We start from the raw sequence: 14,264 nt of genomic DNA, 5'->3' as shown, positions 1-14,264 counted from the left end.
GAAAGACATCCCCGTAACCTCCAGCTATTCTTGGACTTCTAATCGGACACCAGTGGGTGCTGACGTCTAACAAGTCAAACCTTGTCAAATACACTCTCGCACTCCTCTCCGGTCTTCCAAAGCATTTGTCCCTAATAATTCTCGCAGAGGACTTCGTAGAACGCTTGAGGATGCTTACAGGCAGGGCATTCTTTTGGCGCTTCGGTTCCCTCGAAGATGTAGCCGCAATTGATGCAGTGCCATTTCACCATCGATCTTTTCTTGAAGACCTCGGAATTCGATATGTTGTTGATCAGTTTTCTGTATCTCGACTCATGGAATTTCTCGACCTTCGCTATCTGTTCATAAGACTGCGCTACTTCCGGAAAACCTTCATCCTTGGCAATCTTGGCAAAATCCGAGTAGAGGGTTGTCCATTCCAGGTTTTCTCCGGCGGCTGCTGCTTCAAGATTAGTCTTCGTATCCTTAATCGTTCCGGCGGGATAAGATGCGGTTATCTCCACGTCTCCGCCCTCCAGGTACTTGAAAAACACCTTCGCGTGTTCTTTCTCATTTTCTGCTGTCTCGAGGAAGATGTTGGCAATCTGCTCATAACCTTGCTTTCTGGCTGCGCTCGCGAAATACGTGTATCTGTTTCTTGCCTGAGACTCGCCTGCAAACGATGCCAGAAGATTCTTTTCCGTCCTTGTTCCCCTGATCGATCCGCTCATCCTAGCTCTCCCTCCATTTCCTATCTTCTCACCCGGTCTTCCACAACAAGCGGGTTCCCCGCGCGGGATGCCCTTGTTGAATGGTCAAACTTCCTACTTGGCCAGAGAGCTGCGCCAACTGTCCAGATTATCCTTCAGGCTCTGCTTCAGCGGAATCTCCGGTTTCCAACCGGTCATCTCGCTGAGCCGGGCTGCATTTCCCAATTGCGAAGGAACGTCCCAGGCAGTGCGCCGCTCGGCAAGTTCCTGGATCTGAATCCTCGTAGAAGTTGATGCCATCGCGAGCAGCGTGTCGAGCATGTCCCTGATGGGCGTCGCCACGCCTGAGCTCACGTTATAGACCTGGCCGGCTTTTCCGTGCCGGATCGCAAGCCAATATGCCCGAACGGCATCACGCACGTCTGTGAAATCCCGCTCTGTGCCAAGATTTCCAACCTTCAGCGTCGGCGAAGACTTTCCCATCTCAATCTCGGCTATCTGCTTTGCAAAGGCAGAGCATACCAATGAGTCAGGTTCGCCCGGTCCGGTTAAATTGAATGTCCGGGTCCGTATCACGGTCATGCTGTAGCGATAGGCGTACCGGACTGCAAGAAGGCTCTGTGCCGCCTTGCTGACTCCATATGGGCTAAGCGGACGGAGTTCGTTTTCTTCTCTGACGGGCAATTCGCCGGGGTGCACCAACCCATATTCCGCCGACGAGCCGGTGACCAGCACGCGTGCTTCCGGCTTGACTTCCACAAGTGCATCCAACACATTCTGAGTGCCGACCACATTGATCCTCAATAGATCTACCAACGATTCGCTCTTGAGCAGTGCAGCCAGGTGAAAGACGTAATCCGGCCGAACCTGGCCGATAACTGCAGCCACATGCGCGGCATCGGTGACGTCGCACTGGAACCATTCTGCATAAAGGTCGGCAGGCGCAGGGATGCCCGGTAAATCCACCCCATGAACTGCAACTCCCTCGGCACGTGCGGCCCCATCTTCACAAAGCTGTTCTGCCAGGTGTTGGCCAACGAACCCAGCCGCCCCCGTGATTAGCACGCTTTTCGTCACTAGCTTACCTCGTCCGGCAAGAATAGCGCCCGGTTCCGTCCGAACTCTTCAATCGCACGGACATAATCCTCTCTCCTGCCATTCTGCTGGGTGATGTTTCAGTGAGCCGAGCTCCCGAGGATCCAATCCGCAGTTCGCCTGACGCCTTCTTCCATTGTGACCTGCGGCCGGTAGCCCAACGTTGTCAAACGGTCGAGGTTCACTTTCCATTTTTCTGGATCTCCGGGCCGGATCGAACCACTGTAAATGAATCGAGGCTGTGCACGCAGAATCCCGCAGATAATCTCTGCCAGTTCCCGGATGGAGCATTCACGGCCAGAAGCTACGTTATAGGTTTCACCTTGCAGTGAGGCACATTCGGCAGCCAGTATCATGGCACGCGCTGTGTCATCCACATAGTTGAAATCGCGCGTCTGAGTTCCATCACCGTAGATCGGCAATTCCGTCGGATTCCGAACGACCTTTTGGATAAGATCATACACTACCTGTTTGCGCTGACGCGGTCCATAGACCGAAAAGAAACGCATGGACGCGGCCCTCAGGCCATAGAGTTGACTGTACACGGCAATGTACCGCTCTGCTGCCAGCTTGGCAACGCCGTACGGAGATATCGGAACTGTGGCATCCTCCTCCTGTATGGGCATCCGGACCGGCTCGCCGTACACGGCTGCCGATGAAGCGTAGATAAGCGCTCCGGGCCACCGCATTTGCCGCAGGGCTTCAAGCAATTGAAACGTACCCGCCAGATTAATCCCGTAGTCCCACGCCGGCCGTTCCACAGAGGGCGGGACATAGGCGTTGGCCGCAAGATGGAAAATTACATCATAAGATTGCTCGCCGAGCAATTCTTCCCATCGCAGTTGCCGAATATCCGCTTGCTTCAGGTGCGCCCTGCCGCCCGCACCCACCAGGTTCTCCCGTCTGCCCGCGCTGAGGTCATCGACGACGGTAACCACAGTGCCTCTCTTTGTCAGTTGTTCCACCAGATGTGAACCAATGAAGCCGGCTCCGCCTGTGACCAGCACGTGTCGCAAAGCCCATTGTTGTTTCTCTATCAACCCTGCCTCCTTCTTTCGAAGAGATCGCGATAGGCCTGCGCAGTTTTTTCGGCCACGCCATCGGCGGAGAATCGCTCCAGGGCTGTTTGTCTCGCCGCCCGTCCCATGCGCTCGCGTTTGTCCTTGTTCTGCAGCAACTCCAACATACGGTCAGTCATCCCGCTGATATCCCCCACATCTACAAGGCAGCCGGTCACTCCATCCTCTACCATCCATGGAGTACCGCCCACCCGGGTGGACACTACTGCTTTACCTGCAGCCATCGCCTGAGCAACTGCCATGGGGGCGGTTTCCTCGATGGAGGACAGCGCTACCACCATTGCGGCAGAGTATTCCTTCAGCAGTGACGTCTGTTCAATTCGACCAACAAGGTCAACAACCGCCTCCAAGCCGCAGTTGACAATCTCTCTCTTCACGCGTTCAAAATACATCGGCTCTGAATTCCCGCCCACGATTCGTAAGCGGGCCTGGGGAACATGCCGGGAAACCGAGGCGAACGCCTGAATCAATCCAACGACATCTTTCCGCTCAGAGATGTTGCCGACCCAGAGAATAATCGGGCTCGGGTCGGCTTGACCATTCCCGAGCTCAAAGAAGTCATCGGCAACTGGATTGAAGACTGAATAAACAGCCTTGCCGGCCAGTTGGCCTGCCAGTAGATCAGTAATGTACCCACCCGCATTGGAAATAATTCCGCGGGCATTCCGTATGCTCTGCGCCGCAATCCAGGGGGCGATCCATCTGCGGTAGGCGCCGGTTGCACCCTGATAATGGGCGATATTGCGCATGTGAGGCACCATCGCTTCTACACCGTGGACCGCAAGCAACAAACAATCTCGCGAAGAGGCAGCCAATGCATACTCACTGAAACCTTGAGCATGCACAACATGAGGATGGAGAGTCCGGTTGCATGAAACCACGTGGAGTTCAAGGTCATCCCGCTTGGCTAAAGCCTGGGTGAGGTAAAAAGCCACGGCCTCAACGCCACCCCGAATCCTGGACTCGTCGTAAGGGTAAACAGTACCCATGACCACGCGCAGTTTTTCGGTCATGTCACTTACCTTATATGGCTAGTTTGTATGCCCCCAGTGTTTGATGTGCCACTATCGAGGGCTCGAATCGCTGTCGGGCAATCTCACGACCGCGTGCCCCCATTGATTGACAAAGCTCTTGTGACTTCAGCAGCGCGACCAGGCGGTCGGCCAGGGCCGCTTCATCACCCGCCTCTACTATAAAACCATTATCACCATCTATGACGATCTCGGGGACGCCGCCTACCCGCGAAGCAACAACCGGCCTTCCCATGGCCATCGCCTGCGAGACCACCGTCGGCGCTGCTTCCTGGATCGAGAAGAGAGTCAATACCGAACAGCGCCCCATTAATTCGAGCAATATATTATCCTCCACAAAGCCATGAAACGCAACAGCAGATCCCAGGCCGAGCCGGCTGACCAGCTGCCTCACCTGGGCCGAGTAGTCCGCATCACTTGCCGGACCCGCCAAATCGAGCCGGGCATCACGCACCTTCGCCTTCACCAGAGCAAATGCACGCACGATTCCCAGCACATTCTTGAGTGGAATCATGCTTCCGGCAAAAAGAATTCTACCCGGATCCGGTTCTCTCCGGTAATCAAAGAATGCCGGACGAACCGGATTCGATATCACCACATGATGGTTCCGCATCCACTTTCCCAACATCTGTCCCCCATGTTCCGATGTCGAAATGACTACTCTTGCGCGCCCGAGCACGCGGCGCACCATCCGGTCCAAGAGCCACGTGCGCGCCGTTCGTTTGAGAATGCTTTTCTCGCCCAGGCGAACTTCAACGTGCACCATACCATGGACTGTTACCACGGCCGGCACTCCCAGGCATGTGCCGACCTCCCCATACACTCCCACTCCCTGAGCATGAACAATATCGGGACGGAACTCATTCACAATCTGCCTTGCAAGGAGAACGCTTGACCTGCCGCCGGTCAGCAGTGCGTAGCGCCTCTGTGCGGGCAGTAGGTGCACGGTCAGCTTGGAATCTATTTTTGCCTCTTCACATCCAGCGGCGCCGCTGCCAAAAGTAACGACCCTGACCGCCTCAATCTCTTCCCGGGAAACCAGGGCAGGAACCAGAACCTGTGCAACTGCCTCAACTCCCCCTTTCACCCTGTCCATCTGAAAAGGGTAAGGACTCACGATAAGGACCCTCAGTCCACTCATTGCCCCGGCAGCCCCCGCGTAATCGTACGCATCCGGTTCCACATGAATTGAACGGCCAGGAGACTCAAACGCTTGACATCTTCAAGCCGCAGGAGATAGGCCGCCGTCCCGTATCCCAGCACTGCCAATGTCCCGCCCAGGGCCAACTGCAGGAAAGAGCTGCTCCCGCCGATCCTGATCCCCCACCACGCCAGCAGGCCTCCCAGACATGAAGCAATCAAGGTCTTGCCGCCATTCTTAAGCAATTGTTTTTCTCCGATGTCTCCCAACCTGCGGCGCATCACCCAGAGCATCACTGTAGCCGTGACCACATAAGATGCCGAGGTTGCCCAGGCCAGACCAAGATAGCCGCACCAACGCGTCAGAAGCACATTCATACCGAGCTTCACTGTCACGAGAAGCAAGACACCCACTAATGCATTGGTCTTGCTGTCCTGGAGGGCATTGAAACCCCGTGCGCAAATGAAGGTGATGGCCATCGGGACGACGCCTGCCACATAAGCTGCAAATGCAGGGGCGGTGAGCGCCGTGGCGCGAGAATCGAAAAGCCCCCGCTCGAATATGAATTGAATCACCGGCCTCTGAAGCGTGATCATCACAACACACAAAGGGGTCAGCAGCGTAACCATCACGCGGATAGTTGGAACAAAAGTCCTCTTGAATGAAACAAGTCCACTCTCGGCAACCTGTTGTGAAAGAAAGGGCAGGATGGCGGTATGCGATGCCGTCAGAAACATTGTGGCCGACATAGCCATCAAGGTTTGCGCATACCCCAGAGCACTGATACTGCCCGGCGAGAAGTGCGCCGCTATGGTGCGGTCCACTACGGGCAGACACAGAATGAATGCCTGGCTGGTCACCAAAGGCCACAGCAATCTGAAGAATTGCCCCATGCCTTCCGCGCGCAGGTTCAGCGTCCACCGCCTGCCCAGGCCTCTCCGCCGAAGCAATGCCATCAAGAGGGCCCATTGGGCGACAGAGCCCAGAGATAGACCAATGGCCTGAGCGTACACAGCCCGTGCCCGTCCAAGAACTAACAAAGCCAAGATCACCCCGAGGGCCGAAAAAGAGACAGACAGTGCAGCCGCGAAAAAAGATTTCTCCGCATTCAAGATGGCCTGACAGGCAGTCCACACACCGCTGAAGAGCACGACGGGAAGCATCATCCACACCAGTTGGATGGCTAACCCGCGTCCCTCGGCTCCGGCAGGTCCCATACCCGTACCCAGCAGTCGCGCCGCCATTGGCGCCCCCACGACCAGCACGATGCTCAGAATCGCAAAGGAAACAAAGAGCAGCCCCAGCACCGCATTAAGCAGATTTCGCGCCTTTTCAATATCCTTGACACTCTGCGAGAGATAGAGCGGCACCAGGACGGCGAGCAAGGGACCAGAGGCCAGTGCGGCAAACAAGGAGACCAGGGCAGACGACCACAGAAAAACGTCCATCTGCCAGCCGGTACCTAAGTAGGCTGCCACAAGCGCCGCCTTCACCAGGGAGAGCAGGTAGCCAAAGACCAAACCAAGAGTAATGACCCCGACTGCTCCTGCCACTTTGGTGCCGACGGCGTCAGAAGTTGATGCGTCGCTCATACCTGTTCAAGTCTCCCGTCACTTTCAAAAGAATCGTCTTCACATCTTGATTCTTCGGCATTCGTGATGTTAAGAGTCACTGAGCGGAAAGATACCGGGTCGAGCGGCAAGAAGGAGCGGTACTCGCGCAAGCCCGACAGTTGTTTCGTGACGGAGCGCATGAGGCTAGGTCTGCAGCTGCTCCGGAAACTTGAGACCCTGCTCGCAGGGTATTGCTCGTGGGCAGAGGGCGTTCACCTTGTTTGGCCGCTTCTTCCCGATGAACTTGTTCCCGGATACGACAGGAACAGCTTGCCCCAGTCGGTCTTGAGCATCTTCTTAACGCGGGATCTGCCGAAGACGTTGTACCAATAAACGTCGTGGTAAAGCCGTGAAGCAAGATAGGACCAGGGTACTATGGGTGTTCTGAGAAGAAGTTTTTCAAGCGGCTTGAGCGCGCCGTGGTAGATAAGCTTCTGTCCCCTTGAAGCAAACGTCTCTTCAGAACCTTTGAAGTGAAGGTTCATCTGAGAAATATCAGTCCCGACTACCTCGATTTTTTTCAAGTCCCCGCATCCGAATCCTTTTTCGTTGGCAATTCTTATGAAGTCAATCGAGGATGGCTCAAATCCCATTATCTTGGCCGCGACCGTATCAAGGGCGACAGGGTCGGATGATGCAAGAATGAGGTTTGTCACGTGAGGCTTCATTGCCCTCGGGCCGGGGCCGTCTCCGGAAAACGCCGCATCCATCACACAGAAAACTCCGGAATGAATCTCTTTCTGTATGGCAAGGAGGTCAACCAGAGCTTCATGAATCACGCTGTGCGTCCAGTGCCTTTTCTTGTGAAGAAGACCTCCGAATGCGTTCTTCACTGCGCCAGTCATTGTTGTGAAGACGTGGGTTTTCATGGTGGGAAAATGAATGATATTCGTGTCAAAGAAAGCTCTGGGAATTTCGATCCCCTCCGGATATATCTTGTCAAGCACCAACATCTTCTCTTTGGGCTCAAACTTAACCCATTCTGAATCCGGGTCATTGAGGTAGAGATAGTCGATCCCGTATTTCTTAACGACCGGGTCAAGTCTGTTTCCAATAGCCCCCTCTCTTGCGCTGACAACAACTGTGTCGTTTTGCGTCGCAAGCAGCTTCTGTTTCTCGAATCCGGAGGAAAGAAGTTTCCCGATAACGGCGTCAAGCTGCCAGGGTGTGGTCGAACAGGCAGGATAAAACTTGTGCCAGGAGATATTTATCTTGAGGTGGGTCGTTTTATCCGGAGAGATTGCCTTCTTGAACTCTGCAAGCTCAAGAAGTCTTCCGTAGTCTTGAATTACTGAGTCAGGGTTGGTTTTGAGGACGGCGACTTTTGGCATCTACGGAGAGCATATCAAACTAGAACCCAAAAGTGAAGGACCCTCTCGGGCTGTTCCCCAGTTCATGAAATGAATAGGCAAGGTCGAGACTGAATCCCATTCCATTCTTGAGTCTTTGGTTTATGCCTATACCGGCCGAGTAGTTCTTCGTTGCACCTGCTTCCATCTTCTGAAAATACCCTCCGCGCAGGCCGACGAATCCAAGGACCATGACCTCCATGCCCGCCCTCACTCTTTCGCTGTTTTCAACATCTACGGAGCAGCTGAAGAGTCCCCTTTTTTCAAGTCCTGCGCCAACCACAAAGGTTGAAGGAACGTCTTCGCTGTATTTTCCGCTGGTTGAAGAGTTCCACTCCACAGGCGCCATAAGGTCTCTCAACATGACGCCAATTCGCACGCCCGGAGCGACCCGGAGGAGACCTCCAAGGTCAAGACCGTATCCAAATGCGTCACCCGTGACTCGATCAACTCCGCCGTCGGCATTCTTGCCAAAGCTTGCACTTCGTATCTTGAGAGTCCCTCCAACACGCACGTCGTTAAGAAATGAAGTCAACTCGGAACTGAGCGTTCGGGCAGCAGAAGCATATAGCGTGTTTTCCTTGAGCGCATCGTCTCCCGAGCTGGTTATTCCGCCGGCGACGGCGAGACCGGACAATAAGGGTTGAGAGTAAGCGGCGAACCTGTAGGGTATGAGCCCTAATTGATTAGTGTAGGCAAACACCGCCTGGTGCGCCGTCGAATTTGCCAATCCGGCAGGGTTCCAGATCACGGCGCTGGCATCATCAACCAGGGCAACATATGCCCCGCCCATTGCCATGGCCCTTCCGCCCATCCCAACCTCAAGGAAAGCTGCAGGAGTCTGAGCGGCAAATGCGTTGGTTACAGAGTAAGATGGTGACAGTAAAACCATCACAGCTATTATTCCAGGTATGAGTGACACTTTCATCAATTCCCCCTCACCTTAGTCCTCTCCCCCGAGGGGAGAGGAACGAAATAGTTAGATCACATGGTCCAGAAGTCCCGCCCCAATTCTCTCCCCCGAGGGGAGAGGAGCAAAGAGATGGATACCGTTCCCTCCTGCCCCCACACTATCCTCTCCCGTTGGGAGAGGGATTCTGATAGGTCCGACAGGCGTTCCCTCTACTTTATCAGTACGACTGTCTTTACGGCTCTCTTCTCCCCGCTCGCATCTTTGACTTTGAGCTCAAGAACGTACCTTCCATTGAGCTCAATCCCAGCGCTGTCTCCCCTACCATCCCAATTGTCAGTCTGAACCACGCTCTTATCACGGGGATTGTTCTCGGCAATGACCCTGACAAGCTCGCCAAGCATGTTGTAGATCTTTATTGTCACAAATGGTGTCGGTGTCTCCGTTGAAGAGATTCGATATTCAATGTTCAGGCCGTTTCCGACGTGCGGGGAAAACGGATTTGGATAGAGACGCACATCTTTCAATGCAAGCGGCTCGGCTTGGATAAGAACCGCGTACTGAGAGAACGAAGAAATAGCCACGGAGATTCCGCCTTGCGCATCCGGTGTTCCTCCGAGTGATTCCCACCTGAGCCTCGTGGCATTCCATTTTCCTATGGATGCGTGATTGGGATCTGCCCCGGAGAGCACGGGAAGCGTGATAACGGCCAGACCATCGGACGTGAACGTGAGACCCGAAGGCCCGAGCTCATAGATTTGGCCGGGTATGCTGAACATCCTTCCGGTGCGTTTTGCGCTCGGGGCGTCCACTTTTCTCATGGATATCTCGGTTGAAACATCAACTGCGCCCCTCGCAATCTCCAGCCTGAAGCCTTCCTTGTCCGAAACTACTGCTGTGTCGGCGGGCGTGAGGAGCTGGATGATTCCTACCGTAAGTTGTCCTTCTATTCCACTTGCCGAATCACCAGCCACCACCAAAACTTCTCCGATATAGTCGTCGACAGGATCCAGGACCCCTCCGGCAATTGTCCCGGCCTCTTCGGGGATGAGCGACCACTTTAGCTCAAGCGCCAGTGACTTCCCTGTTGTGCTCGTCGCGGTGAACGAGTAAACGGACGAACTCTTGTTGCTTATCCTCTGCGGCCCTGATACGGCAACGGAGGCCAGTGTCACTGCTTCCATCGTGAAGTCCTTGTCCCTTCCGCTCAAGCTGTCACCTTCGGTAAGAGTCACAACATAGCTTGACCTGCCGCTGACATGCCCCGACTTAGAGGCGGCGAGTCCGTAGCTGTCTGGAACCGGAACCCTGAGAATGAATCTTCCCCCCGTGTCTGTCACAGTGCCAAAGAAATCTCCCCTTGAATAACTCGTCGCCTTGATCAAGACATTGGTAAGGCGTGCGCCGGTTTCGGCAAGGGTCACTCGTCCTGATATCGGACCTCTCAAGCGCGAAAGCGTGAAGTTGATACTCTGAGAGTTCACCGGAATGCCAAGAATCTCTTCCTGAGCGTATCCCAGGAGTCTGGCCTTCACGTTATAGTTCGCAGAAACCACAGCCAGGGATTCTATTGAATAATGTCCGAGGGAATCGCTCTCCGCCACACCTGCATGTCCCAGTGAATCTTCGGCCGCTATACTCACTCTGAAGATTGGCGCGTTGTCTGCACTCTGGACTGTTCCTCTTATGTAACCGTTGTTCAATGTCAGCTGAAAATCCACGCCCGTGCTGCCTGCCAAAACATTCTGGACGTCCGGGGGACTGGCATACCCGCCCATACTCACGAGAACCGTGAAGCTGCCAAGGGAAATAGGAAGTCCGCCTATCAGGTAATTTCCAGAGGCATCACTGACCGCTGAACCTTTTGTCGCCCCCCCTAGTTGTGCCCGTACAGTTGCACCGGAAACGGCAGTTCCAACAGCATCTTTCACTGTTCCCGAAATCGAGCCCGTGTTGGCTGCGAGAACAAGGTCCTGGGTAAAATTTGCCCCGACAGAGAAATCCAGTCCCGCCACTGATTGCGAAGTATGGCCGCTCTTTGATGCCGCGACTGAATACGTTCCTCGCACCAGGTAGGGCCTTCCTGAACTGTCCTTGAACTGGTAGTTTCCAGAAGCATCAGTCGTTACCGCGCCGCCGCCGTTGGACGAGTTTGCAACCACAAGTGCTCCTGCGATTGTAGCTGCCCCGTCAGTCACGGTTCCCGTGAGAAGCACGAAATCCGATGTCAAAACAATATCTTTTGTGGCTGAATAGACTTGCGATGCGTAGGCTACCTGCTCATTCTTCTGAAGATATCCTGTTTTTGATGCTGTGAGAGAAAGGATTCCCTGGCTGAGGCTCTGGGCGGTGAAGTTCAGCTGGTACTTCCCTTTTGCATCAGCCGTCGCAAAGAGTGTCCCGGATTCGATCCGCGCTCCAGAGAGGACCTTTCCGTTCTCGTCTCTTACCGTTCCCGAAACCAAATACTGGGCAGGATGAAGCGCAAGTGTTGGAAACGTTGCCATGTCTCCCGGACCTGCATTGATGTTGACGGTTCTCGCAATGTATCCGCTCTTTGAAAGCGTGAACGAGCCGCTCCCAGGCGGTATTTCAAATGTGTACTTGCCGGTTATGTCTGTGGTGGTTGAGACCGGCCCAAGAGTCACAGCTACGTCCACTGACCTCAGCGCCGCCCTGGATGAGCTATCGATGACAGTGCCGGTGAATCTCGCCACATTGAGGGTGAGCACGAAATTTTTCCCGAGGACTGTCTGAGCAGGTGCCACAACAAGTGAAATCGTATCGGGAGAGGATAGATAAAGGGGTTTACTGGACACCAGCTTCCAATTTCCCGGCTCAACGCTTATCGAATAGTTGCCAAACAGGTCCGTAGTAGTCTTCACAGAGTCAAAAGTTGAAGCATTAATGGCTTTGACATTTGCCAGATAGCTTGCTGACCCGCCGGACGTTACTGTTCCCTTGATGACGCTCGCGTTCGGTGTCATGGTGAAATCGACACCCGTTATGTTTTGACCAGGAGAAACTGTTATTGTTGAGGAACCTGAGCTCAAGTAGCCCTCCTTCGAGGCAGACACAACTTGAGTTCCTTCGGCAACGCTGAGCGTGTAGGTTCCGTCCATCGCACTCACCGTAGATGCGCCTCCGGTTGAAACAGCGATGCCGCTCATTCCTGATCCGGAAGAAGATTTGACAGTTCCGGAGATTGAACTCGCGTTCTGAGTGAGAACAAAATTGGTACCAGAGAGAGTCTGACCGGGCGTAAGAATCACCTGCCTTGACCCCGGCGACGTATATCCGGTTTTTGTCACCATGATTTCAAACGCCGCCCCTGGAGGAAGGTTGATCCTGTATTGCCCGAAAACATCTGAACTGGCTGAAAAAACCCCGGAGGTTCTCGAAATCGCCTCAACCAGGGCGTTCCCAATGTTCTTCTTGCCATCAGTTATGCTTCCCAAAACGGTTCCGCCCTGTGCCGTCAGCACGAGATCCGGATCGACAGTCTTCCTCTCCCCGGGGCCGACAGTTGTGAGCCTCGCCTGTGAGGAAACAAAACCTGTCTTGCTTGCGACGACGACCCAGCTTCCATCATCCACTGTGAAGCTGAACTGGCCGGAGTAGTCTGTCTGTGTCGTAAGTATCTTTGCTCCGCCTGACAAAGTCAGGGTGACCGATGCGGACGACACGGCAAGGCCTTTTTCATTCACTGTCTTTCCGGCAATCGTGGCCGTGCTTTTCTCAAGCACCAGCATCGAATCCGGAAGAACGATTGTCTCACCCGGGCCAACGGCTATCGTCCGGACCTTTGAGTCCCTGTAGCCGCTCTTTGAGGCATAGACACTCCATGTGCCTGCGGTGACGCCGAGGGAGAACGTTCCACTTCCGTCAGTGCCGGCAGATCGTTCCGCACCTGACAGCAGTGCCCGGATAGTCGCGCCGGAAACAGGTGCGCCAATCTTGTCCGTTGTTCTTCCTGAAACAGCCCCCGGGCTTGGAGCCATGCTCAGAGTGGCGGACTCGTTTGTTCCTACTCCCGTCACCGGGTTAAGAGAAACGACAACCGTATCTTTGCCGCTCTCATACCCTTCTCGTGTGCCCGTGAGAATATATGTCCCAAGAGGCATTCTTTCTGCATTGTAATGACCTTCGCTTCCGGTCACTATTGGTTCAATCTGTGAGAAACCCTCCAGTGTCTCCAGTTTCACGTTGACTCTGGGAAGGACCTCACCTTTGTCGTTTCTCGAATTTATGTCAATGCTCCCGGTGCGTATCTTGTAGAAGAACCTTGTGGCCAAGCTCACTGATTCACCTCCCGTTGAATCCACAGCGGCAATTTTCCACAAGAAGGTCGCATTTCTCAGTGAATTTGAGGCCTGGAAGTCAAACAGAGTATCCGATGTTGCAAGAAGTCCATCCCACACGGGAAGACTCGCAGTGCTTCCGCTCTCTTCCTTGAGCTCGTAAAGGTAGAGTCTGTACCCCATCGCCCCGGCTGACTTGTTCCATCTAAACGTAATCGTTCCCACCGAAAGAGTCTCATCGGTCGAAGGCGAGAGCGGAACCGGTGGAAGAACAGGCTGAGGGAGATTGACGGTGAACTCGTTCACTCCGGCCTGAACAGTGGAAATGAGGGCGGGGTTGGGTCCGTAACAATTGAGAACAGCCCAATAATAAGTCGCACTCTTTGTGAGAGGCGGTGGTGTCATCGAATAGAATCCGGAAGGATCCGGGCTTCCATAGACGACTCCCGGGGTCGGCGAGATGACCTCCCAGATTATGTTTGCACCTTCAATTTTCGTTTTCTTCTCGCCAGTCACCGGATCCGTTGTTTCCGTGAGCGTTATCTTGGTGTCAGAAACAAGCACCGCATAGTACGGCACGCCGGTAACGGGATTCCAGTCAAAGAGCGGAGTTGTGGTTCCTATTTTCCCAAGAGGCGACTTGGCAGCAGGCGGGGATTGCGCTTCGATCACAAGCTGGAACTCAAGAGACTTCTCGCCGCCGCTCTTGATGACACAGTAGTAGAGGCCCGCCTTCATGCTTCTCTTCGCCGGCGTGAACTGGACAGATTGTTCGCCGGCAGAAGGCCCTGTCTCGGGGACGCTTCCCATGCTGTAAACGCCGGGCGAGAGCCCGTACTTGAGGGAGCAAGGCAATGCAGCAGGGAGCTCAAGCCATTTGACGGTCACGATATCAGTCGTATCAGTCGGCGAGAAAAACTCGAATGGGACCTGGGTCAGTTGTATCAGAGCCTGCGAATCTGCCGGAGAAAAGAGATATGCGACAAGACACAGAGCAAAAAGGGACAGCGAAAGAAATCTATGTTTCATTTCCCTCCTCCAGAGAGAAGCATTCGC

9 protein-coding genes are annotated in these 14,264 nt (G+C 54.3%); all 9 read right to left on the bottom strand.

The features are described from left to right. Nucleotides 1–131: 131 nt before the first annotated feature. The 9 genes from QME66_02870 to QME66_02830 all read right to left on the bottom strand — a co-directional run bounded on the left by QME66_02870 (nt 132) and on the right by QME66_02830 (nt 14,237). The gene (locus QME66_02870; protein MDI6807911.1) at nt 132–710 is read right to left on the bottom strand and encodes a rubrerythrin family protein; all 579 of its coding nucleotides are present in this window, start codon (nt 708–710) and stop codon (nt 132–134) included. Between the two features lie 93 nt (nt 711–803). Continuing rightward, nucleotides 804–1,766: a GDP-mannose 4,6-dehydratase gene (locus tag QME66_02865; GenBank protein ID MDI6807910.1), complete on the bottom strand. Its 963-nt coding sequence runs from the start codon at nt 1,764–1,766 to the stop codon at nt 804–806. A gap of 98 nt (nt 1,767–1,864) precedes the next feature. Then, complete coding sequence (locus QME66_02860) at nt 1,865–2,824, bottom strand: GDP-mannose 4,6-dehydratase (GenBank protein MDI6807909.1); 960 nt, start codon at nt 2,822–2,824, stop codon at nt 1,865–1,867. Beyond that, complete coding sequence (locus QME66_02855) at nt 2,821–3,876, bottom strand: glycosyltransferase (protein ID MDI6807908.1); 1,056 nt, start codon at nt 3,874–3,876, stop codon at nt 2,821–2,823. The genes QME66_02860 and QME66_02855 overlap by 4 nt, the downstream gene beginning before the upstream one ends. A gap of 10 nt (nt 3,877–3,886) precedes the next feature. Next, nucleotides 3,887–5,035 carry a glycosyltransferase family 4 protein gene (locus QME66_02850; protein ID MDI6807907.1) on the bottom strand — a complete coding sequence of 383 codons (1,149 nt, stop codon included), beginning with the start codon at nt 5,033–5,035 and terminating at the stop codon, nt 3,887–3,889. Next, the gene (locus QME66_02845) at nt 5,032–6,627 is read right to left on the bottom strand and encodes a lipid II flippase MurJ (GenBank protein MDI6807906.1); all 1,596 of its coding nucleotides are present in this window, start codon (nt 6,625–6,627) and stop codon (nt 5,032–5,034) included. Before QME66_02845 ends, QME66_02850 begins: the two co-directional genes overlap by 4 nt. A gap of 233 nt (nt 6,628–6,860) precedes the next feature. Then, entirely contained in the window at nt 6,861–7,979 is a 1,119-nt protein-coding gene (locus QME66_02840; protein MDI6807905.1) for a DUF362 domain-containing protein, read from the bottom strand. Between the two features lie 19 nt (nt 7,980–7,998). Beyond that, nucleotides 7,999–8,925, bottom strand: coding sequence for a hypothetical protein (locus tag QME66_02835; protein MDI6807904.1), 927 nt, complete (start codon nt 8,923–8,925; stop codon nt 7,999–8,001). A gap of 194 nt (nt 8,926–9,119) precedes the next feature. Beyond that, on the bottom strand, nt 9,120–14,237 hold the full coding sequence (locus QME66_02830) for a carboxypeptidase regulatory-like domain-containing protein (protein MDI6807903.1): 5,118 nt from the start codon (nt 14,235–14,237) through the stop codon (nt 9,120–9,122). Nucleotides 14,238–14,264: the final 27 nt, after the last annotated feature.

The sequence above is a fragment of the Candidatus Eisenbacteria bacterium genome (assembly GCA_030017955.1).
Classification (GTDB): domain Bacteria; phylum Eisenbacteria; class RBG-16-71-46; order JASEGR01; family JASEGR01; genus JASEGR01.
Note: the sequence above shows the minus strand (reverse complement) of the source record. Positions and strands in the feature narration are given on the sequence as shown.